Raw genomic sequence first — 23,077 nt, forward strand, 5'->3', positions numbered from 1 at the left:
CTCCCATTTTTTTGCCCCACCACAAATCTCCCTGTGGGAGCGGGCTTGCTCGCGAAGACGGCGTGTCAGCCACATCCATGTGGAATGACACAGCGCATTCGCGAGAAGACGAGGTCTGCAGGGTTTTGTGCAGCACCAAATGGCGCGTTGCCATTAGCGCCGTCTACACTCAAATCCACCATCGGAGGTAGCGCTCGGCAACGCGCCGGCAAAGGAGTGCGCCATGTCGCCTCGTACGCAGTTCAACGGCCCGGCCCGGCAACGCGGGGCGATCGGGTTGATGGCGGCTGCCACCCTCAGTCTGGCGCTGGTGTTGATGCTGTTGGTGGTCGACACCGGTCGGTTGTACATGGAGCAGCGCAAGTTGCAGCGGGTGGTCGACAGTGCGGCGCTGGAAGCGGTCAGTCGCGGCGGCAATTGTCAGTCAGGCCTCAGTGCAGCCACTTATGCCGGGCAAAGCGCAGTGCGCAATGGCTACATCATCGATAGCAACAACACCCTCGCGACGACCTGCGGCAGTGTGCAGACCGCGGTCAGCGGGCTGCGCGCGTTTACCGTCGATGCCACCCGGTCGAGCGCGATCAAAGTGGTCGCCAGCCGCACGGTGACCACCAGTTTTGCCGGCGGCGTACAGGCCCTGTTCAGCGGCTCGACGGTCAGTCTGAACACCACACTCAACGCCTCAGCCGTCGCCGCGCAACCGACCCCGACGGTTGCGCAACTGAACATCCGCAGTACGCTGGCGAGCATCAACACCGCCCAGTCGAACATTCTCAATCCGCTGTTCTCCGGGCTGCTCGGCGGCAACGTCAACCTCACGGCACTGGGTTGGGACGGTCTGCTCAACACCGACATCAACCTGCTCAGTTACCTCAATCAACTGGCGATCAACCTCAACGTCGCCGCCGGCAACTACACGCAACTGCTCAACACCCAGGCCACGGTCACCCAACTGATTCAGGCGGCCGCGACGGTGGTGCAGCTCAATGGCGCGACCGCCACGGTGATTACTGCGCTGGGTCAGCTGCAGGTTGCGGCGATCAATGCTGCGCCGGTCAAACTCGGCGACATCCTGCAGTTGCAGACCGGCACCACCGCCGCCGGGCTGGATGCCAACCTGCAACTGCTGCAACTGATTCAGGGTGTGGTGCAACTGGCCAACAGCAAAAGCGCGGTGGCCGCGACCTTGCCGATCAGCGTGCTGGGGCTGGCGAATGTCACGGTGCGGGTCAAGGTGATCGAGCCGCCGCAGTTCTCGGCGATTGGTGATCCGGCGCGGGCCAAGGCCAACCCATTGGGGGCGGATCGGATTTATGTGCGCACGGCGCAGATTCGCACGATGCTCTCGGTGAATCTGCCGGTGTTGTCCGGGGTGGCCGGGCTGGCCAATGCGGTGTTGGGGCTGGTCGGCACACTGACCCCGACCCTCAATGCGCTGCTGAGTCTGAATCTGGTCGACACGCTCAACTCCGTGCTCTGTCTGCTGGGCGCCGGTTGCGAGCAACTCGATCCGAAACTGCTGCCGAGCCCGCAAATCGATATCGCGCTGGATGCCGGCGGCGCGAAAAGTTATGTCACGGACTACAGCTGTCCGACCGGCACTACCGGCACCAAAAGCCTGACAGCCCACACCGTCACGTCGATTGCAGACCTCAAACTTGGCAAGATTGATCCGACCAACGCCTTTTCATCGGCGGCCGAGCCTGTGGTCTCGCCTTTACCGCTGGTGGATCTGGGCATCGTGACCTGCCACAAGATTCTCGGCCTCGGCAGTTGCGACGCCGCGACCCGTGTTCAATACGGTGCCGGCGGCATCGCGATCAAACTCGACACCCCGGTCGCGCAAAATTCACAGGACCTGGTGTTTTCCAGTGGCACGCCGTTCGCGACTCCGCCCAACCTCAAATTGCCCTCCAGCGTGCAATCGGCGATTCCCACCAACAATATCGTCGGTAGCCTGAGCAACACCCTGGCGGGTATCAACCTGATCGTTTACCAACCGGTCGGCAGCAACCCGCTCGGTGCCATTGTCACCGGAGTGGCCTCGTTGATCAGTGATGTCAGCAGCCGTTTGTTGCCCGTGGTGACCAGCGTGCTCAGCCCATTGCTCGACCCCTTGCTCAACAACCTGCTGAAAAGCCTGGGCATCAACCTGATGGACGTCGACGTCGGCGCCAACATGACCTGCGGCCAGACCGGCAAGGCCTATCTGGTGATTTAGGCGTCCGGGGCAATCGGCAACTCGATGCAGAAACGTGCACCCTCCGGCGAGTTGCGCACGCTCAAATGACCACCCATGTTTTCGATGATGCCGTAGCTCACCGACAGCCCCAGCCCGGTGCCGACGCCCACCGGTTTGGTGGTGAAGAACGGTTCGAAAATCCGCTCCAGCAAGCGCGGGTCGATGCCGCCGCCGTTGTCCTCGACCCACAGTCGCACCTTATGCTCATCGCGCTCGGCATAAATCGAGATCCATGGCTTGAACGATGAGTCTTTCTCGCGTTTGCCGAGCAGCGCATCGCGGGCGTTGACCATCAGGTTGATCAGCACCTGCTCCAACTGATCGACGTAACCGCGCACCTGCACGCTGAAAGCGGTTTCGCTGATCCGCAGGTCGACGCCTTTGCCGCGCATGCCTTCGGCCAGCAACGACAAGGTGCCTTCGATGGCCGAGGCCGGGTTGAACAGTTGTTGCTCGATCTCCGAACGACGGCCGAACACGCGCATGTGATCGACCACTTTCGCGGCGCGCTGCACCTGGGCGTCGATGCGATTGAGTTTGTCGGTCAGATAGTCGATCTGCACATCACCGTTACCCAGGCGCTTGAGCACGTTGACGATGGCCATGCGCATCACGTTCAGCGGCTGATTGATTTCGTGGGCCAGACCAGTGGCCATTTCGCCGAGGGTAGCCATTTTTGCGCTTTGCGTGAGTTGCTGCTGCGAGCGTCGCACCTCGGTGTTATCGCGGCCCACGGCCTGCACTTCAAGCAGGCGCTCGTGTTCATCGAACACCCCGCGATCGGACCACACCCACCATGCATGTTCGCGCCCCGGTAATTGCAGGCTGATTTCGGCAGTGCTCACTGGTAGCTCCGGGGTCAGCAGTGCCAGACGCTGGACGAAGGCGGCGCGTTGTTCGTCGGACATCCAACTGCCCAGATCGACCCCCGGCAATTGCTCCGGGGTGCATTCCAGGTAGGTCGCCAGCGGCCGGTTGCCGAAGGTCAGGGTCAGGTCCGGGCGATAACGGCAGATCATCGCCGGAGAGTCTTCCACCAGAATCCGGTAACGCTCTTCGCTGTGTCTGACCTGTTCGGCGGCGAGGGTCGCTTCGGTGACGTCCAGCCACAGCCCGACGGCTTCGACCGGCAGACCAAGATCATTGCGCAGCAGTTTGGCTTCGTCGAGCAGCCAGTGGTAGTCGCCGCGTGCGTCGCGCAAGCGAAAACGCGCGCGCGCCGAGCCTTCGCGCAACAGTTGCCGGGTGCGAGCGAAATACAGCTCGCGGTCTTCGGGGTGAATCAGTTGCACCCAGTCGGCGGCGCAGCCCTCGGCCGGCGTCCAGCCCAGCAGCGGCTGCAGGCTGGCGCTGAAGAAGTCGGGAAGCAGCGCACCCTCGACGTAGCGCTGCACATAAATCACCGCCGGCGAACTGGCGATCAGGTTATCCAGCCGCGCATGGGCGGCTTCGGCGCGTTGCTGCTGGTTTTGGATGTCGCTGATGTCGAGCATGAATCCCACCAGCCGCCGCTGTTCACCGCTGCCGGCGACCTGGCCCTGAACGCGATACCACAGGGGCGTTTGTCCGGGGCCGCTGCGGTGCAGGCGCACGCACAGGGTCAGGGGCTCGCCGTGCAATTGCAGGGCATGCAGACGACTGCGCAGTTCTTCGCGGTCGGCCGGATGAATCAGTGCCAGCCAGTCTTGCACTGGCATGCGCGCACTGTCCGCCGACAATACGTTGAGCAGCGACGGGGCCAGCAGCACCTCGTCACCGAGCATTTCCCACCAACCGGTGCCAAGCAGGGTCTGCAGCGATTCGAGGCGTTCGGTGTAGTGATGATGTTGCTGTTCTCGCAGGCGGCTGAGTAACGGGCCGGCCAGTGCGCTGGTCAGGGCCATCCAGTCGCGGTCGTTCAGGTGCGGGGCGGCAACGTCCACGTTGTAGAAGCCGCAGAGCAGCCACGCGACCACCCCACGATCATCGCTGTAGGGCACGGCGAAACCATCGGCGTTGCCAAACGTGGCCTCCACCCGCGCGTGTTCGTACAAACCATGATGGGCGCCAAGGCGTTGCGGCGCGCTGCCGTTGAGGCTGTCGAGCGGCGTGCCCAGACGCTGGCCATACTGCCACAGCAGCGGCGCGTCGTGGGCGCGATATTGCTCGTAGATCTGCCAGCCCTGTGCCTGTTCGTCGAGCAGGGCGATGGCCAGACACGGGATATGCCAGCGCTGGGCGATGGCCTGCAATTGCTCGCTGAGCACCATCGGCAAACGCGTCAGGTTGCAGACGCGCAGGTGTTCGCTGATCTGCCCGGCGAGGGCCTGACAGGTTTCACGATTGCGCGACTGCTGGCGCTCCAGCAGCAGGTCGCCGATGTCCATCAGTTGCAGCATCCAGCCCTCGGCCGAAGGCTGCACCCAACCGCGCAGGTGCAGGGTCTGATCGCTGAGGCCGGGAAAATCCAGATCGAGTATTTGCCCTTGCCAGTCCTGCGGGCGGCCTTCAATTGCCAACGTACTGTGCGCGAGTAAATAAGCCGACAACGGCAGCGGCGAGTCGTGGGGTGGCTGTTGCGCGAGCGCGAGTTGGTGGCGCAACGGCCCGGCGATCTGCAATACGCCGCCGTCGTGGTTCAGTTGCAGGTGCAGGCCCAGCGGCGGTGCGCCGAGATGATCGGGCAGTTCGTTGGCCGGCGGTGGCGCGCGCTTGAGCAGGCGCCCGAACAGATTGTCGCCGGCGGTCAAAATTTCAGGCTCGACGCGGCGGAGAGGGTGGCGGGCAGACTCGGCACTGCACCCACGCCCGGCAGCACCAGAAATGGAATGACCTGATTGAGCTTGCTGGTGGGGTAATCGACTCTGACCGTCAGCGTACCTTGAGTGGCGTCATACACCGCCGAGGTATCGACGCCGACCACCAGGTTCAGCGCGGATGGCACCCACTGCAACTGTTGGGTCAACGCTGTGTTGGCAGTGCTCACCACCACCGAGGCATAACCGGGGGTATTCGGATCCACCGCGACGCTGCGGCGCACGGCTTCGGACGTCGCCTCGTTGAAGCTCTGCATCAATAGAAACGGCAGGCTGTAACTGACCAGCGCGTAGAACACGGCAAAAAAAATCACGAATACCAAGGCGAATTCGATCGCCACTGCGCCTGCCTGTGATTTTGCGAAGCCGGTTTTCATGAGTGCGTCTACCCTGACTTTCACTGCGTAGTATCAGCATAGAATCATTCAGCAAAATCGGATGGATTTAACCGGATGCAGAGTTTAGTTCTCCTGATCTGGCTGGCCCTGTGCGCCGCCCAGGATGCCCGGCAACGGCGTATCGCCAATGTGCTGACGTTCGGTGCAGGAGCGCTGGCGCTGATCCATTTGCTGGCGACTGGCACGACCTGGTTCGGAGCCGATGCGCAGCAGGGATGGTGGGCCGCCGCGATCGCCCTGATGTTGACCGTTCCTGGGTATTTCATGGGCCGGATGGGCGCAGGCGATGTGAAATTAATGACAGCCATGGGCCTTGCGACGAACGGTTTATTCATTCTTTGTGCGTTTATCGGCGCTGGTATCGCCAGTTTACTCTGGCTGCTGGTCGCGCCAAGAGTCTGGCTTCATATGAGTCAATGGCTTAGAGAACGTCTTCGATATTTAGAGCCAGGAGCGTCAAAGAAGCTGCCATTTGCACCGTTCGTGCTGGCAGGTGTACTGGCTTCGATACATTGGATCCATTAGTCGCCAGATGCCACTAGTCCTATGTACATAGTCGGAAAGTGCGTCTACTTTCAAATGAAGTCGTTACATCGCCAAAGTGCAGAAAAAGTCAGCTTTGGCCCGAGCAATGGAGTGGTTCGTGAACAAGCTTACGTCGGCGGTAAAAGTGCTCGTGGTCGATGATCAGCCGTTGATTGTCGAAGAGTTGTGCGAGTTTCTCGAAAGCAGCGGTTACCGCTGTGTGCCGTGTGAATCCAGCACGCAGGCGATCGAACGGTTCAGCGAAGACGCGGAAATCGGTCTGGTGCTGAGCGATCTGCATATGCCGGACATGGATGGCATTCAGTTGGTGCAGGAGCTGCAACGCATCAGCGGCAAACACCGGGTGTTCGAAGCGATCATGCTCACGGGGCGCGCCGACAAACAGGACGTGATCAAGGCCCTGCGTGCCGGGATTGCCGACTACTACCAGAAGCCGATCCAGCTGGATGAACTGCTCGAAGGCGTGAAGCGTCAGGAAGCGGCCCTGCAAGAGCGGCACAAGAATGTCCAGTTGGGGCACCTGAACCAGAAGCTGCAGTTTCTCTCGGAATCCATCGATGATCTCTACCAGGACCTGGACAAGGTTCGGCGCAATCCGGCGGCGGTGGTCAAAGACATGCTCGGCGGCGACGGCGCCGAAGCCGAGCAGGAGATCCCGGCGATCTTCAATCAGCTGTCGCCACGGCAACTGGATGTGGCGCGGCTGGTGGGCAAAGGGCAGACCAACTATCAGATCGCCTGCGAGTTGGGCATCACCGAAAACACCGTGAAACTGTATGTCTCGCAGGTCTTGCGCCTGACCCATATGCACAACCGCACCCAGTTGGCATTGGCGCTATCACCGAGTGCTTCGGCCGCCCGTCAGCGTGTGACAGCACACTGATCTTGATTGCCTGTTCCTCGCGGGCAGGCAGTCAATTCTTCCAAAACACCCTGAGTGAATTACCCGGCCTGCGTCTTCGGTTTGGGGAACAGATTGTCCAGGGTTTCCAGCAGGCGCACGTGGTAGATCGGCTTGCGAAACAGGTCCAGCACCTGCAGGCGCAGCATGTCGCTGACGTCTTCCATGTCGGCATGTCCGGAGGTCACGATCACCGGCAGATGCTGGCGTGAGGTGTGCTCGCGCAGACGCTTGATCAGCGACATGCCGGACTCTTCCGGCATCCGCAGATCGGTAATCACCAGGGCGATATCCGGAAAGCGGGTGAGGTGATGCAGGGCGAGTTTCACCGAGGTGGCGGTGTGACAGACAAAGCCCTCGCCCTCCAGTAACTCGGCCAGCTCAAGCAAGGCGTCCTCTTCGTCGTCAACCAGAAGCAACTGTTGGCGGGGGAGCGAGGAGGCAGTCATGGGCAGTCCCTGAAAAGCTGGAAGTGAGATCGAGTGTAGCGCGACATTCGCCGGACGCGACTCACATCAGGGGGTTTGTACCGGAGCGGTTTGTGCAGTGCCGCCAAGGGATACCAGCACGCTGTTGAAAATCGCCAGCACCTTGGCACCAACCGGTGTCACGAACACCACGACCACTACCGCCACCATTGCCACCACAATCGCGTACTCGATGGCCGACGCGCCTTCAGTACTGGTCAGAAAGGCCCGCGCACGCATCAACAGATATTCAACCACCATGAGCATTCTCCTTTGCGTCAGCCCTTGGCCACACGCTGGAAATTCACTTGCCTCGTCAACGCCCGGACGCGCGATTGCTCACTCGCGCGGGCATTGAAAGGGGGCGAGCGGGGGGGATCAAGGCGTAGGCCGGACCTGCGCCGTTCCGCCGAGACTGGTCAGAACTGAGTTGAAAATCGCCAGTACCTTGTTGCCGACAGGTGTCACGAACACCACGACGACCACGGCTACCATTGCCACCACGATTGCGTACTCGATTGCCGACGCCCCTTCCTCGCTTTTGAGAAACAGACGGGCCCTGGCTAGCAGATATTCGAGAATCATACGTCCACTCCTTTGCGCCTCTGGCGCCGATCCAACGCTACAGCGGCATGCTTTCACCGTGCTATCAGAGCATTGTCAACAAACCCCTGCTCAACAACTGTAAGAACGGATTAATCACAAAGGATTAACCAGAACGTTAGTCGAGCCAAACCCTACAGTTAATTGGCCAGGACTCATACTTTAGTGAGTTATTTTCCTGTCAGAAATGGCGTTTTGGCTCGGATCAGCTAGCTTGGAAATAGCGAAATCGTTGCATGTTCATAGCTGCCTGATCGCGAAAAATTCTCTCGGCAGGAAGTACAGGCTGTCGGTGCAGTGAGGAAAGGGAGAGCCGTCATGAACAGTCGCGTCACCATGGGTCTTGCAGCCGTTCTGTTGCTGGGGGCAATCGTCGTCGGCTACTGGGGCCTGATGCTCAGTCGGCAACCGGCTCCCGTTGCCCAAGTGCCTGCCGCCCCGGCAGTCGCCATGGAAAAAACCCTGGCCGCCGCCGAAGATCAGACCCGCCAGCCAGTGGTCGTGCTGTTGCACGATGTGCCGCCGTTCACGCCGCTCACGGCTGCCGATGTGGCGGTGGAGAAACTGCGCAGTGCGCCAGCCGGCAGCCTTTCCAGTGTCGAGCAAGCGGTGGGTCGCACGCCGTGGCGGCACTTGAGCGCAGGCACCTGGCTCAACGACGAAAGCTTTCAGGCCGGTGGCTCACTGGCGCGGATGATTCACAGTGATGAGCGCGCGCTCACCGTGGCCGTGGATGAAGTGATCGGCGCCGCCGGGCAACTGATTCCCGGCGACTACGTCGATGTGCTGCTCTACCTGCGTCAGGACGCGAGCAATCTGCAGCAGTCGGCGCAGATCGTGGTGCCGGCCATGCGCGTACTCGGTGTCGGTGAGCAATACGGCCTGACCAACGACGGCCAACCCGCCACCCCGGCCTTGAGCGCCGACGAAAAACTCAAACAGGATCAACGCCGGATCGCTGCACGCACCGTGGTGCTGGCGGTGCCCGAACAATTGCTCAGCCGGATGATGCTCGCCACTCAGGTCGGCACGTTGCGCCTGGCCGTGCGCAGCAGCGAAGAACAGCGTCTGGCCAGGTACTGGGCCGGTGAAACCCAGTCACCGGCGCATGTGGATAACGCCAACAGCCAGCTCTTCCAGTTCACCCAACTGGCCCTCGGTGCCGCGCCAAAAGCGCCGGCCGCTGGCGGCCATGGCGGTGCGCGGCCGATGGAAGTGATCCGCGGCAATCAGCTTTCCCAACAAGCCCCATGACTGAGCAAGGATCCACGTGCATGCAGAGTCGATTCAGGCCGCTATTAACACCTGTCGTCCGGGCCTTGATACTGATGGGACTGTCGATCAACGCCGCCGTCGCGGCCACCGGCAATTGCTCGGCACTCGGCCGTATGCCGCCGGTGATCGAGATCGGCGAAGGCTTCCAGCAGGACATCCAGTCGCCCGTGGCAATCACCCGCGTGGCTATCGGCGACCCGAAGATCGCTGATGTGCACGACACCGGCAGCGCCTCGTTTCTACTCACCGGCGTGGCCCCCGGCGCCACCAGCCTGATGGTCTGGACGTCGTGCTCCAGTGAGCCGCGCCAGAGCATGGTGTTCGTCAAGGGCAGTGCCACTGCCGCACTGACCAGCGCCAGCAGAATGCCTTCCGATGATCCGACGCTGCCCTCGCAAGTGCAGACCGACATTCGTTTCGTCGAAGTCAGCCGCACCAAACTCAAGGAAGCCACCGCTTCGCTAATCGGTACACGGGGCAATTTCCTGTTTGGTTCGCCCGGTACGTTGCCACCGATCGACGGCGTGCCGACGCCGAGGCTACCGGTGGATAACGGCCTGTTCAATTTCTCGTGGATCGGCGGCAAGACCATGGCGATCATCAACGCGCTGGAAACCAGCGGTTTCGCCTACACCCTCGCACGCCCCAGCCTGGTGGCGTTGAGCGGGCAGAGCGCAAGCTTTCTGGCCGGTGGTGAAATCCCGATTCCGGTGCCCAGCGCCGGCAGCGACAACGTGTCGATCGAGTACAAGGAGTTCGGTATCCGCCTGACCCTGACCCCGACCGTCATCAGCCACGACCGCATCGCGCTGAAAGTCGCACCGGAAGTCAGCGAACTGGATTTGAGCAACGCCGTGCAGATCGCCGGCACCACCGTGCCGGCCCTGACCATCCGCCGTACCGACACCAGCGTCTCGCTGGCCGATGGCGAAAGCTTCGTGATCAGCGGCCTGATCAGCACCACCAACAGTTCGCAGGTGAACAAGTTTCCGGGGCTGGGCGATATCCCGGTGCTCGGCGCCTTTTTCAAAGGCTCGCAGATCAGACGCGAAGAGCGCGAACTGCTGATGATTGTCACCCCGCACCTGGTGCAGCCTCTGGCGGCGGACGCGCAACTGCCATCGCTGCCGGGGGAAAAACTGCGCAACTACGATCCGAATTTCTACCGCATGTTCTTCCTCGAAAACGGCAACTTCGACAAACGCAGTGGGCTGTCCCAATGAACCAGAACCTCAGCCAGACTTTTCTGGCGATCACCCGTAACAGCACCGATCTGGAGTGGCTGCAAGGCGCACTCGCGCCGCTGGGCCAAGTGGTGAGCGCCGGGGCCGGGAGCCTGGACGAGTTGCTGGCGCTGGTCGATGTCACCTTCGCCAGCCTGGTGTTCGTCGGCCTCGATCGCGACCATGTGGTGGCGCAGAGTGCGTTGATCGAAGGCGCGCTGGAAGCCAAGCCGATGCTTGCCATCGTTGCGCTCGGCGACGGCATGGACAACCAACTGGTGCTCAACGCCATGCGTGCCGGCGCCCGGGATTTCGTCGCCTACGGTTCGCGGGCCAGTGAAGTCGCCGGGCTGGTACGGCGCTTGAACAAGCGCCTGCCACCGGTGGCGGCCAACACGCATCTTGGCGGCCTCACGGTGTTGTACGGTACGCAGAGCTATTGCGATGGCGCGCTGCTTGCCAACCATATGGCGCAGGTGGTGCAAAAGAGCGGACAACAGACCCTGCTGCTGGATCTGGGGCTGCCGCGCGGCGACAGCCTGGCGTTGCTCGGGCTCGAGAGTTCGTTCCACTTCGGCGATGCCTTGCGTCACTTGCGCAGGCTCGACGCGACCCTGATCGACAGTGCCTTTACCAGCGCTGAAGCGGGGCTGCGGATTCTGGCGTATGCCAGCAGCGACGAGCCGCTGGAAAACACCAGTGCCGCCGAGCTGTACATGTTGCTCAGCGCTTTGCGCCAACACTTTCAGCACATCGTCGTGAACCTTACCGGGCAATCTGACAGTGAAGCCTTGCGCACGTTTGTCAGCCACTGCGACAAGCTGATCTGGTACACCGATCAGAACGTGCTCAATTGCCGGCGCAACCTCGCTGTACTCAACTTGTGGCGCGAGAAGGGCATGAAGCTCGACCACGCACGTTTGCTGGTGGACGGCTATCTGGGCAGCGTGGCCCCGGATGCTGAAACCCTGGGCAAAACCTTCAACCTCGAAGTGATCGCGGTATTGGCGGCCAATGCCGAAGTGCGCCTGAACGCCAAGAATCAGGGCGTCAGCCTGTTCGAACTGGCCCCGCGGGAAAAACTCACGCAAAGCCTGCGTGCTCTCGGTGAGCGTCTGGCCAGGCGCTCCGAAGGCCTGGCCAAACCCAAAGTCACCTGGTTCGATCGCTTGCGAGGCACCTCATGAGCGCGGAAAAACTGTTCGGCGCGGTGCAGCGCGGCGCGACCGGCAATACCGATCACGAAGGCCTGAAACTGGTCCTGCACCGCTACATCATCGACGCCATCGAAGAGTCGGGGAAAAACCTGCTGGAGGGCTCGCGCCAATTGCTGGCGCAGTTTGTCACCGACAAGGTCGCCGAATACATCGCCCGTCTGCACCTGGCGATTTCCCGTTACGAGATGGAGCGCCTGGCCGAGGAAATCGTCGACGAACTCACCGGTTTCGGTCCGTTGGAAGTGCTGCTGCGCGATCCGTCGGTGACCGAGATTCTGGTCAACGGCCCGCACCGGGTATTCATCGAACGCGATGGCGTGCTGCATCAAAGTGACCTGCGTTTTATCGACGCGCACCACGTCGAGCGGGTCATGCAACGGATTCTCGCGCCACTCGGACGGCGCCTCGACGAGTCTTCACCGATGGTCGATGCACGGCTGCCGGACGGCAGCCGGGTCAACGCGATCATCCCGCCGATCGCGCTCGACGGCCCCTGCCTGTCGATTCGAAAGTTTCGCAAGGACATGCTCAAGAGTAGCGACCTGATGGCGATGCAGACCATCGATCTGGCGATTTTCGAGTTCCTCCAGGAGGCGGTCGGCAAGCGTTGTAACGTGCTGATCAGCGGCGGTACCGGCACCGGCAAAACCACGCTGCTGAACATCCTCAGCCAATTGATCAACCCCCACGAACGTCTGGTGACCATCGAAGACGTCGCCGAATTGCAGCTCGGCCACCCGCACGTTGTGCGCCTGGAAACCCGTCCGCCGAATGCCGAGGGCCACGGCGAAGTCAAGGCCAGCGACCTGATCCGCAACGCCCTGCGCATGCGCCCCGACCGGATCATCCTTGGCGAGATTCGTGGAGTCGAGGTGGTCGATGTGCTGACCGCGATGAACACCGGTCACGACGGCTCGATGAGCACCGTACACGCCAACAATGCCCAGGATGCGTTGCTGCGGTTGGAGACGCTGGTGGGGCTGACCGGTCGCTCGATCGCCGAGCGCACCTTGCGCCAGATGATCTGCGCCGCCCTCGATGTGATCATCCAGCTGACTCGCATGCCCGACGGCCGCCGCTGTGTCAGCGAGGTGGTGGAAGTGGTCGGCATCCGTGAAGACGTCTACGTCACCAACACCTTGTTTCGCCTTGATCGGCGCACTGGTTTCGGCTTCCTGCGCGAAGCGGTCAATCCGGCGGGCGACAAGTTGCGCCACGAGACCCACCTGGGCTGACCGCATGGGACTTGCATCATGATCGGACCGGCCATTCTCATCCTTCTGTGTCTGATCCTGCTCGGGCTATCGATCTGGCTGTTCGTGCACGGTATCCACAAGACCAGCAACGAACGGGTTCTCAATCGTCTCGCGGCGGGGCAGCCGCAACTGGCCGCGCAGAAGCCGACCTGGGTCGGGCTTGAACGGATGTTTTTGCGCGCCGGGCTTGGCCGTCCCAGCGAGCGTTTCGGGCTGTGGATGACCCTGTGGGGCGTGGCGATTGTCCTGGGTTATCTATTGGCGGACTGGATCGGTTTGCTGGCGATGCTGTTGGCGCCGCCGCTGATCCTGCGCCTGTACATTTCCTGGCTGTACCACCGGCGGATCAAACGCATGATCGAGCAGTTGCCGCAGATGCTCGACTACACCGTACGCAGTCTCAAGTCCGGCCGCACCTTGAGCGACGCCGTCATGGGCGGCATCGAATCGAGCGAGGATCCGCTGAAAAAAGCCATGGGCCGGGTGCAGCGCAACGTGCAGCTGGGGGTCAATCTGCCGGATGCGGTCAGCGATTTCGCCGAACTCTACGAACAGGACGAACTGCGCATGTTTGCCCTCGGCCTCAAGGTCAATCATCGCTACGGCGGCAATGCCAGCGAGCTGTTGGAGAACCTGATCAAGCTGATCCGCGAACGTGACCAGGGCGCCCGGCAACTGCGCGCACTGACTGGCGAAACACGCATGACCGCGTTGGTGCTGGGTTCGCTGCCGGTGATTCTAGTGAGCTACTTCATGCTGACCAACCCCGGCTACATGCTCGGCATGTGGCACGACTCCGGTGGTCGGACCATGTTGATCATCGCCGTGGTGTTGCAAGTGACCGGTTGCCTGGCGCTGTGGCGCATGTTGCGGAGTATTTGAAATGGTCTATCTCGCCGCTCTGATGCTGCTGCTCGGCGCGCTGTTGCTGGTGGTCAATCACCTGCTGACCGAGCGCCGCCGGGTGCGCCAGGTCAACCAGCGTTTGCAGGGGCATCTGGTGCGCGAGAACCGTTTCGGTAACTGGCTGCGGGCTCTGGGTAACAGCAGGTTCGGTCAGCGCTCGGTGAGCATCGACAGCGAAACCCAGACCCTGCTCAGTCGCCTCGGCTGGCGCCGCGCCAGTGAGCGCTCGCTGTTCGCCGCCTGCCAGATCGGCACGCCGCTGCTGGTTTTGGGGCTGGCGATATTTCTGCAGGAAGTGTTTTTTCCGCACGCCGCCAACCGCTGGATCGTGCCGATGCTCGCCACCGGCGCCGGTTACCTGTTACCCAAGCGGCTGCTGGCTTACGCCGCCGGGCGTCGGCAGAAAACCATCGCCGTGGAAATCTCCACGTTCATTCCGCTGCTGCGCATCCTCTTCGAGTCGGGCATGGCGGTTGAACAAGCCTTGCGCGTGCTCAGCACCGAAGGGCAGAAACTGCTGCCGGAACTGACCCGCGAACTGCGCCTGATTCTGGCCCGGGTCGACTCGGGACTGGAGCTGGGACAGGAGTTGAACAAGACCTCGGTGATGCTGGCGGTCGATGAGTTCACCGACACCTGCGTGATCCTGCAGCAACTGATTCAGCAGGGTGGCGGGGCAATGAAATCGCTGCTGGCGCTCAAACAATTACTCGACGACCGCCGCCTCACCCGACTGCAGGAATACATCTCGAAGATGTCGGCGAAGATGTCGGTGGTGATGATGCTGTTTCTGTTTCCTGCCTTGCTGATCGTACTGGCCGGCCCGGGGTTCACCGCGATTACCCGGGCGTTTGCAAACTGACGTTGGCTCATGGAGAGCGTTTGATGAAAGCACTGATTGTCGTGGCAAGTCTGTTGTTGCTCGGTGGTTGCGCCACCGACGGCCAGGCGCCGTGGTCGGCGATGCTCGCACCGACCAGTTGCAGCAAGCTCGATTCCGAACAGGAACTGGCGTTGAACCTGGCGGACGATCTGGCCAACGACGGCAAACTGCACGCCAGCCTGGCCAACCTGCAAAGCCTGCCCGACAAACTGGTCGAGGTACGCCTGCGCAAGGCCAGGGTGTATCGCTTGCTCGGGCGCAATGAAGCCGAGCCGCTGTATCGCGGGCTACTCGGTACTTGCCTCACGGCGGACGCCGAACACGGCCTGGGGCAGATCTATGCCGCCCGTGGCGACAACGGCCAGGCCCAGGCACACTTGCAGCGTGCGGTACGTCTGGCGCCGACCAATGAAAAAATCCGCAACGACCTCGGCGTGGTCTATCTCAACCAGTTGCGTCTTGAAGACGCGCGCTTCGAGTTTCTGACCGCTATTGAACTCAAGCAGAACGATCAACTGGCCACGCTGAATCTGGTGAGCTTGTTGCTGTACCAGAACAACTGGCAGCAAGCTGCCGAAATCGTCAGCCGCGCGCACCTGACGCCGGAGCAGTTCGCCGACGCCCAGGCCCGCGCGGAAAAACTCAAGGTGCCGGCCAAGGCCCCGACCGCGGTTGGTAATCAAGTAGCGGTGGTGGCTGACCCACAACCGTCGACGCTCAAGTGACACTCCGGGAGATGACCATGAACACCTTGCACAGTGTTTATTGCCTGGCCCTGCTCAGCCTGCCGTTCGCCGCCCAGGCGATCGACGCCGGCCCGGCCTCGGCGCAGCAACAGGAAACCGAAGGCTGGCTGGTGCTGCAAAGTCGCAACCAGGCAGCCTCGCCCAAGCCGCAAACCGCCACGGCGGCGGAGCGGGAGCTGGCGCTGCAACGCTGGTTGAAGAAATACAAATACGAGATTCCGGATTTTTACGACCCGGATGCGGGCGGCAAGATCGAGACCAAGAACTAGGTTGATCGCAACGCTCAAGCGCGCAGGAGATGCGGCCTGAGCGGATACTGGATGGATTGTCTTGAAAATTGACGCCATCACTTTGACTTTTATTTGGTGTCAAAATGATGGCTCGTGTACATTCCCCGCGCCCGAACCAGGACGACCTGGTGGGACGGTAGGGATGCCTGAATCATGTAACGAACCCTGCTGAAACTGTTTCTCATGTTTTGGAAGGGAATCTCGCGTGACTATCGTTTGCCTGCGCCGCTCTGCCCTGGCGCTCTCCATCTCCGCCGCCGCCGCTTTGCACACCTCTATGGCTATCGCCGCCGGCGCGAGCCTGAACCACGACCTGAGTGGCGGCCCGCTGACCAGTAACCTGCAGAACTGGGGGCTGATCACTCTGAGCGGTAACGGCAATATCGCTCCCGTTTCCCAGGTGAGTACGACCTACGGCGCACAGCTCTCGGGAGTAACGGCGGATCAACTGCGCAATATCGGCAATATCCGGATTGACGGCGCCAGGTTCGGCACCGGGATCAGTCTGGGGACCGCTGGAGTGGTGCCGACCAAAATCGCCGGCGCGCTGCTCAACGAAGGCTCTATTTCAGTTCACGGTCTGGCCGACGCTGGCACCTCCAGCGGTATTTCCGATCTCGGCAGCACGCTGGGCGATTCGTTGGTCAACAGTGGCAGCATCGACGTCAGCGGCCAGACCTCCAGTGGCCTGTTGCTGGTGCATACCAACATGACCGGGCTCAGCAACCGAGGCACCATCACCGCTAGCGGCACCGACGCATTGGGCGTATTGCTCGATGGCGCGACGCTGAGCCAGTCGGTCAACAACACCGGGACTATCCGTGCGACCGGTGCCAATGCCGAGGCGGTAGTGTTCGAGGGCGTCAAGTTCAGCGGCGCAGCGGGTTCCGGCTCCACCAGGCTGTGGAACGGCGGAACCATCTCCGGCGAGGACATCGGTGTGCATGTCAGCGGCCAGGCCAGTGGCGCCCTGCCTTTCGGCATCTATCAAATGAACGGGTTGATCGAGGGCGGCAAGGCGGCGATCCAGGTCGATGACGGCACGAGCTACTTTTATTTCTATGGCGGCGCGGTGAAGGGTGACCTGCTCGGCCTGTCTGGAGTACTGGTCGACGGTGATGCGACTTTCGACGGTTCGACCATCCGCTCCGGCTACGTCACCATCGAAGAGGGCACGCTGACCCTGATGAAGCCGCACACCACCTTCATCGGCGACTTCGATATGGAGGAGTCGAACTCGGTGCTGGAGATGTACCTGGGCAATGACACCAACCCGGCGCTGCCTGTGCTGAAAGTCACCGGCACCACCGATATCGCTCCGGGCGCGCAACTGCGTCTGCTGGCGCGCTCCAGTGATTTTCGCGTGAGCCCCGGTGGAACGCGTTACACCCTGATCAGCTCGGGGAATCTGGTCGGTGGCAACAACCTGGCCGTGACCTCGACCTCCGCGCTGCTGGATGTAAAGAGTTTCGGTGTGGTCGGCAATGACATCACCAGTGTGGTGACGACCAAGTCGAGCGAGGTGCTGGCCGAGAACACCCTGGCAGTCGGCGGCAGTGATAACGCGGCGACGGCGGTCGGGCATGTGCCAGGACTGCTGGCACGCCTCGATGAACAGGATCCGGTGTTCCAGGCATTCGCCAACGCTGGCACCGATGCCGAACTGGCGCGCCTGAGTGAAACCCTCAGCCCGGATGTCAGCCGTGGTGTACTGCACGCGGCGACCAACAGTCAGACGCTGGTCTCGGGCGTGATCAATGATCGCTCCAGTCGCGCACGCTCAGCCACCGGCGCCCCGGAAAAAGGCGTATGGCTGCAAGCCTTGAGCAGCGATGCCAATCAGGACGAGCGTCGCGGTGTCGCCGGTTATGACGCCGACAGCCACGGGATCGCGGTCGGTGCCGATGGTCAGTTGAATGCCGATACCACATTGGGTCTGGCCTACAGCTACCTCGATACCGATGTGAAATCCGACCTCGGCAACAAGACCAAGGTCACTGGGCATGCGCTGACGCTGTACAGCAACTGGGTGCATGACAACTGGTTCGTCGACTCGTCGCTGATGTACGGCTGGAACGATAACGAATCCAAACGTTATATCGCTGGCACTCAGGCCAAGGCTGATTACGACAGTGATGTATTCGGCGTGAGCGCACTGGCCGGGTACAGCCTGCGGCTGATGCCTGATGTGGTGCTGGAGCCTCAGGTCGGCGCGCGCTATGCCAACGTGGGCATGGATGCGTATCGCGAGAAGGGCAGCTCGGCGTCGCTGAATGTCGGCAGTCAGCGTTATGAAGTCGGTGAGATGGGCGTCGGTGCACGTCTGGCGGCGGCATTCGATGTCGGCAGCGGCAGCCTGGAACCGGAAGCGAAGCTGATGGCCTGGCATGACTTCATCGGTGACAAGGTCAGCACCACATCGGCCTTCGTGCTGGGGGGCGAGTCGTCCGTCAGCCGCGGTACCACTCCGGTGCGTGACAGCTATGAACTGGGCCTGGGCGCCAACTACCGGATGGGCGCGTGGAGCGTCGGCGGCTCTTACAACTATCTGACCTCCAGCGGTTTCGACTCCGACAGCTTTACTGCGAAGGTGCGTTACGCGTTCTGATCCACATCGCATAAAACCTGTGGGAGCGAGCTTGCTCGCGAAGGCGTAGTGTCAGTCGGCAAAAATGCTGACTGATCCACCGCTTTCGCGAGCAAGCCCGCTCCCACAGGGATGTGCGCTGCAATGTGAGAGCAAGCGGTCTGCCTGCTCAGTTGATTGATCTGACACCCTACAGTTGATAGCTGAAACTGATGCTGTAACGCGCCCGACGATTGAACGTATCCAGCGCTTCATCGGACATCGGCTTGGCGGCCTCCAACGCAATGTTGTAGTACTTGGCATCGCCAAAACGCAGACCTACTGCTGCCGATGACAGGTCATTGCTCTGCACCGCCAGCTTGTTGAACCAGATTTTCGAACGGTCCAGCACCACGTACGGCTGCAGGATGCGCACCCAGTTGCCGTCGCGATTGAAACTGTAGTTGACCTCGTAAGCAGCACCCCAGCCCTTGTCGCCCGATGCCTGATCGTCCGGGTAGCCACGGCCGAAATTCTGCCCGCCGAACACCGCGCGTTCGCTGTCAGGCAGGGTGTCGTCGCTCCAGTACAGCGCGGCCGACAGCACGCCTTGCCAGTTGTCGAAGAACTTGTCGCTCTGCACGCCGGAAAGGCGCAGGCGCAGGAAGTTCAGGTCCAGCGCCGGGTTGTTGGAATGCGCGCCCATGCTGTCCAGACCCTGATACACGCCGCCGCTGAGAATCCGCAATTGCCGCGCATCGCTTTTGCGCCAGTCACCTTCGAATGCGAGGGCACGCACGTTGGTGCGCTCTTCGATGCTGATCGGATAGCCGACCACGTCGTAGCGGTTCTTGTTATCCACTGCATACAGCCGCGCGCCCGCGTTAAGCAGCTCGTTGGAAGCGGCAATAAACGGGTGGCTGACGCCGATGGAGTAACGATCGTCCTCCTTGTGCGGCTTGAGTTCGAAGCCGTCGCTGGTGAGCACATTGGTGCCCGGGTCAGCCCGGTAGCGTGAGGCAAACAGGCTCAGTTGCGTGCCTTCACTGTTGAGAAACTGGTTGTAGTCCACACGGTAGTAGCGCTCGTGATCGTCGCCCGGTGGAAACAGACCGCTCAGGGTCAGTTGCTCGCCCATCGCCGTCTGCGAGTTGCTGCTGACGCCCAGCAATGCCTGGGTGCCGTTGCGGTTGTCTTCAGTGGTGCTCATGGTGCTGGTGAACGGTTTGCGGCTGGCTTGGGCCACCAGTGTTGTTGCACCGTCGGTGGTGCCGGGCGGCGGCACTTGCGCCTGGATGGTCACCCCGGGGATCCGGGTCATCAGGGTGGTGTAGCGTTCGAAGGTCTTGCGGGTCAGCGGGCGTTCGGCCTGGATTTTGGCTGCCAGTTCGTCGAGCAGGCCTTTGACCCGGCCGACATCGCCCTGCACCTGCACATCGCGCACATAGCCTTCCACCAACACCACCCGGGCCACGCCATCGTCGAAACGCTGTTGCGGCAGGAAGGCATAGGACAGCAGATAGCCGTCCTTCTGGTAGCGCCGGGTGATGTCGCGTGTGGCTTCGATCAGGTCGGCGAGGCTGCTCTGGTGGCCGATCAGGGGTTTGTAGACTTCGGCCAGTTCGTTGAGCGGGTAGATCGTGCCGCCTTCGATCTGCACGGTTTTCAGGTTGATTTTGGTCTCCATCAACAGCGGCTGCGTCGTGGCCGCGCCGGGGTCGGGTACTTGCAGGGGCGTGGCGGCGGGGCGATAAGCATCCGCCGGCAGGTTCGGCACGGGCAGGTTACGCGTGGTTTCGTTGCTGTTGAGAAAGCTGGGCAGGGTGTCGGCGAGGGCGGCGGAACTGAGACTGAGGAACAGCAGGGATGCCATTACGCGCATAGGACACTCCATGGTCAGATCACAGCGCTGGGCTGAATTTTTCCTAAGAAAAAAGCGGAAGACTCGTGGGAATCTTCCGCCCTCAACCAAGCGTAGGCGCTGTAGGTGAGGCCGTCGAATCGGCCAGGTGCAATTTAGCGTTTGTTGCCTCCAAGAGCGCCGGTCAGACCACCGAGCACGCCACCCAGACCTCCGGTTGCGGTGCCTCCAGTGGCGGTGCCGCCGTTGACCAGTCCGCCGACCGCACCGACGGTGGCGCCGACGTTGCTGACCACACCACCCACGGCGGTGGTGACCGGGTTGTTGGTGGCGGCAATGGTGTTGCCGATCGTGCTGACCGCTCCGCCGACCTGGCCGGTGAGACCGGCGACCGGCGCGCCCAGACCTGTCGCGGCGCCGACTTGTTGAGTGACGCTGGTGACCGCACTGGTGACTGGGTTCAGCCCTGCGCCGACGGTAGCGCCGACGGTGGCCAGTGGCGAGGTGGTGGCGGTGATCGGCGTGCCCGAGCCGCCGAGTACGGTGTTGAGCGAAGCGATGGTGTTGCCCAGTCCGCCAGCCGTGACGCCGCCGGCGCTGACCACGCCGTTGGTGCTGCCGGCGTTCAGACCGGCACCGACGTTGACCACGGCGCCGCCAACCGTTTGCAGCAAGCCGGTACCGCCCAGGCCGCCGCCGAGACCACCGCCCAATCCGCCACCGCTGCTGGTGCCGTTGTCCACCAGCCCGCCGGCTTTGCCGACGGCAGTGCCGACATTGGTCAAGGCGCCGCCGACGGTGTTGGTCAACGCGTTGCCGCCGCCAGCACCGGTTACCTGACCGCCCACGCCTTTGACGGCGCCACCGACCTGGCCGAGGACACCATTGAGCGGAGCGCCGAGGCCGGTTGCATCGCCGACTTTGTCGGTGGTGCTTTCAACCATGGCAATCACTGGTACCAGACCGTTGCCGACACTTTTAGTCACCGAGCCCAGTGGGCCAGTGGTAGTGGCCAGACTCAGGGTGTCGCCGAGCATGGTGACTTTTTCACCGACGCCGTCGAGCACCGGAGCGACTTTGGTGACCACGCCGCCGACAACCGGAACGCTGCCGGTGGCGGTCGCCAGTTTGCTGCTCAGATCCGAGACGCCGGTACCGACATCTGAAACCACGCCGCCGACCGAGGACGCCGTGACGCCCAGGCCATTGTCGACCGTGCCCAGTTTGCCGATGCCGTTGGCCACGCCATCACCCAGGGTAGTGACCACATTGCCTGTGGTTTTTACTGCGCTTTGCACCACGCCGCCCACTACTGGAACGGTGCTCAAGGAGTCGCCGACCTGACCGACACCACTGCCGACGCCCGCGACGGTGTTGCCGACATCCTGCACCAGGGTGGTGGTCACTAGCGGGGTGGTAGTCGGGTTGGTCGGGTTGGTTGGATCCGTAGGGTCTGTCGGATTGGTAGGATTGGTAGGATTGGTCGGGTTCGTCGGATTGGTCGGGTTGGTCGTGCCGGTACCGCCAGTGCCACCGGTACCACCTGTGCCAGCGGTATCGGTGCCGCCAGTACCGCCAGTGCCACTGCTACCACCAGTGCCGCCAGTGCCCGACGTCGCGCTGTCTGGCGAAGAGCTGCCGGAGCTGCTGTGATGGCCGCCACCGCCGCTGCTGCAGCCAGCGAGGCCAAGGGAGAGGATCAATGCCAGAGCTGTTGCCGATTTGCACCACACTTGAGTTTTCATGATTGAGATTCCTTGCACCTGTAACAACATTCGTCGTTTTCGATGGCTCACCGATCTGTCGCCGGTGATGCCTCGTCCGTGGTGCCAATCTCGATCGCGCGGTGCTTTTCCACCATTCTCAAGTTGGTATTAACGCCTTTATATATAAGGCGCCGCGCCGTGCCTAAGGACTAATACCCAGGATATAGACGCATAAAAAAAGGCCTTGAAAATCAAGGCCTGGAGTTTTTCAGAGTGCGGCGCCAAACGCGGAAAAACTTAAGTGATATATACACAATTTACAGGCTTGCCCGGGCGGATACTCAGGCAACCGGTTGCCACTGACCGACCATGTGTTCCAGATCGCCGTTGCCGATCAGGCGCAACTCGCCGCTGGATCCCGGCGCACTCGCCAGCAATGAGACCTCGCTGGGCAAGCGCACCGGTTTGCAAAAGTGCACGGCGATTTCAAGGTTGGCCTTGGGTAGATGATCAGCCAGTGCGGCGAGGGTTCGTGCCTTGTTCCACAGACCGTGAGCAATCGCCGTGGGAAAACCGAACAGTTTGGCGCTGGCCGCGCTCAAGTGAATCGGGTTGTAGTCGCCCGAGACTTTGGCGTACTGCCGACCGATATCGGCCGGGGCTTTCCATTGCGCGACTTGCGTCAACACCTGGGACGGTTCCCAGTGTTGCTCGACAGGTTCGCCGTCGAGTTTCACGCCGCGACAGAGCATCTGGCTTTCGGCTTCCCACAGCGGCCCGAGTTGATCATCGAGGCTGGTCAACACATCGAAGGTCGCGCCTTTGGGATGCGGCTGCAGGTTGTGCACGCGGACGCTGATTTGAGCTCGGCTGATCCCGCCCATCGGCCGCAACACGCGAATGCGGTTGCTCAGGTGAATCAGCCCCAGCAACGGGAACGGAAACGCCTTGGCCGTGAGCAATTGCATCTGCAGGGCGAACGCGAGGATGTGTGGATAAGTTGGCGGCAGCAGGCCGTCATCGGTGAAGCCGCAGACCTTGCGATAGGCCGCCAGTTTTTGCGGGTCGACATCGACCCAGCAGCGCAAACCGCTGTCGGGCAGTCGGGTGCCAGTGATCTTGCGCCGTGTCGCGGCCCGCGCGTACAGGCCGGGCAGGCTCGGTTCACGGTCGAGGGTGTGCCATTCAATGCTCAT

At 61.7% G+C, this 23,077-nt stretch carries 20 protein-coding genes; 12 read left to right on the plus strand and 8 right to left on the minus strand.

The annotated features are described in order from the left end of the window. Positions 1–223 precede the first annotated feature (223 nt). Positions 224–2,221, plus strand: coding sequence for a pilus assembly protein TadG-related protein (locus tag LVD08_RS17200; RefSeq protein WP_247268740.1), 1,998 nt, complete (start codon positions 224–226; stop codon positions 2,219–2,221). Here the strand turns inward: LVD08_RS17200 and LVD08_RS17205 are convergent. Together LVD08_RS17205 and LVD08_RS17210 are read right to left on the minus strand one after the other, a co-directional pair. Next, on the minus strand, positions 2,218–4,971 hold the full coding sequence (locus LVD08_RS17205) for an ATP-binding protein (protein WP_247268741.1): 2,754 nt from the start codon (positions 4,969–4,971) through the stop codon (positions 2,218–2,220). The genes LVD08_RS17200 and LVD08_RS17205 overlap by 4 nt on opposite strands. Beyond that, positions 4,968–5,414, minus strand: coding sequence for a TadE/TadG family type IV pilus assembly protein (locus tag LVD08_RS17210; protein WP_247268742.1), 447 nt, complete (start codon positions 5,412–5,414; stop codon positions 4,968–4,970). The genes LVD08_RS17205 and LVD08_RS17210 overlap by 4 nt, the downstream gene beginning before the upstream one ends. Positions 5,415–5,489: 75 nt before the next feature. Between LVD08_RS17210 and LVD08_RS17215 the strand changes: the two genes are divergently transcribed. Next, positions 5,490–5,960 (plus strand): prepilin peptidase, encoded by a 471-nt coding sequence (locus LVD08_RS17215; protein ID WP_097089922.1) that lies wholly within the window; start codon positions 5,490–5,492, stop codon positions 5,958–5,960. 118 nt (positions 5,961–6,078) lie between these two features. After that, a complete protein-coding gene (locus LVD08_RS17220) occupies positions 6,079–6,864 on the plus strand; it encodes a response regulator transcription factor (protein ID WP_096794830.1) in 786 nt (261 codons plus the stop codon). A gap of 59 nt (positions 6,865–6,923) precedes the next feature. Here the strand turns inward: LVD08_RS17220 and LVD08_RS17225 are convergent, their stop codons facing one another. The 3 genes from LVD08_RS17225 to LVD08_RS17235 form a co-directional block, all read right to left on the minus strand. Further along, entirely contained in the window at positions 6,924–7,331 is a 408-nt protein-coding gene (locus LVD08_RS17225) for a response regulator (RefSeq protein ID WP_095138201.1), read from the minus strand. Positions 7,332–7,397: 66 nt separating this feature from the next. Then, complete coding sequence (locus LVD08_RS17230; RefSeq protein WP_096794831.1) at positions 7,398–7,610, minus strand: Flp family type IVb pilin; 213 nt, start codon at positions 7,608–7,610, stop codon at positions 7,398–7,400. 117 nt (positions 7,611–7,727) lie between these two features. Beyond that, positions 7,728–7,934, minus strand: a complete 207-nt coding sequence (locus LVD08_RS17235; protein ID WP_095138203.1) for a Flp family type IVb pilin — start codon at positions 7,932–7,934, stop codon at positions 7,728–7,730. A gap of 336 nt (positions 7,935–8,270) precedes the next feature. Between LVD08_RS17235 and cpaB the strand changes: the two genes are divergently transcribed. From cpaB to LVD08_RS17280, 9 genes are all read left to right on the plus strand, one after another. Then, positions 8,271–9,206, plus strand: coding sequence for a Flp pilus assembly protein CpaB (gene cpaB, locus LVD08_RS17240; RefSeq protein ID WP_247268743.1), 936 nt, complete (start codon positions 8,271–8,273; stop codon positions 9,204–9,206). 20 nt (positions 9,207–9,226) lie between these two features. After that, a complete protein-coding gene (locus LVD08_RS17245; RefSeq protein ID WP_096794833.1) occupies positions 9,227–10,450 on the plus strand; it encodes a type II and III secretion system protein family protein in 1,224 nt (407 codons plus the stop codon). Further along, the gene (locus tag LVD08_RS17250) at positions 10,447–11,637 is read left to right on the plus strand and encodes a pilus assembly protein (RefSeq protein ID WP_247268744.1); all 1,191 of its coding nucleotides are present in this window, start codon (positions 10,447–10,449) and stop codon (positions 11,635–11,637) included. Before LVD08_RS17245 ends, LVD08_RS17250 begins: the two co-directional genes overlap by 4 nt. Beyond that, complete coding sequence (locus LVD08_RS17255; protein ID WP_202370059.1) at positions 11,634–12,902, plus strand: CpaF family protein; 1,269 nt, start codon at positions 11,634–11,636, stop codon at positions 12,900–12,902. The genes LVD08_RS17250 and LVD08_RS17255 overlap by 4 nt, the downstream gene beginning before the upstream one ends. A gap of 18 nt (positions 12,903–12,920) precedes the next feature. After that, positions 12,921–13,805 (plus strand): type II secretion system F family protein, encoded by an 885-nt coding sequence (locus tag LVD08_RS17260; protein WP_247268745.1) that lies wholly within the window; start codon positions 12,921–12,923, stop codon positions 13,803–13,805. Position 13,806: 1 nt separating this feature from the next. Further along, a complete protein-coding gene (locus tag LVD08_RS17265) occupies positions 13,807–14,691 on the plus strand; it encodes a type II secretion system F family protein (RefSeq protein ID WP_247268746.1) in 885 nt (294 codons plus the stop codon). Positions 14,692–14,714: 23 nt separating this feature from the next. After that, entirely contained in the window at positions 14,715–15,437 is a 723-nt protein-coding gene (locus LVD08_RS17270) for a tetratricopeptide repeat protein (RefSeq protein ID WP_247268747.1), read from the plus strand. A 17-nt stretch (positions 15,438–15,454) separates the two neighbouring features. Further along, entirely contained in the window at positions 15,455–15,727 is a 273-nt protein-coding gene (locus LVD08_RS17275) for a DUF3613 domain-containing protein (protein WP_134785360.1), read from the plus strand. 226 nt (positions 15,728–15,953) lie between these two features. Further along, on the plus strand, positions 15,954–18,356 hold the full coding sequence (locus LVD08_RS17280) for an autotransporter family protein (RefSeq protein WP_247268748.1): 2,403 nt from the start codon (positions 15,954–15,956) through the stop codon (positions 18,354–18,356). A gap of 169 nt (positions 18,357–18,525) precedes the next feature. Here LVD08_RS17280 and LVD08_RS17285 read toward each other — a convergent pair whose 3' ends face one another. From LVD08_RS17285 to LVD08_RS17295, 3 genes are all read right to left on the minus strand, one after another. Then, a complete protein-coding gene (locus tag LVD08_RS17285; protein ID WP_247268749.1) occupies positions 18,526–20,196 on the minus strand; it encodes a ShlB/FhaC/HecB family hemolysin secretion/activation protein in 1,671 nt (556 codons plus the stop codon). Between the two features lie 134 nt (positions 20,197–20,330). Beyond that, positions 20,331–21,920 carry a collagen-like triple helix repeat-containing protein gene (locus LVD08_RS17290; RefSeq protein ID WP_247268750.1) on the minus strand — a complete coding sequence of 530 codons (1,590 nt, stop codon included), beginning with the start codon at positions 21,918–21,920 and terminating at the stop codon, positions 20,331–20,333. Between the two features lie 302 nt (positions 21,921–22,222). Continuing rightward, a complete protein-coding gene (locus LVD08_RS17295; protein WP_247268751.1) occupies positions 22,223–23,077 on the minus strand; it encodes a MaoC family dehydratase in 855 nt (284 codons plus the stop codon).

Source organism: Pseudomonas sp. YL2 (assembly GCF_023063025.1).
In the GTDB taxonomy this organism is placed as follows: Bacteria; Pseudomonadota; Gammaproteobacteria; order Pseudomonadales; family Pseudomonadaceae; genus Aquipseudomonas; species Aquipseudomonas putida_A.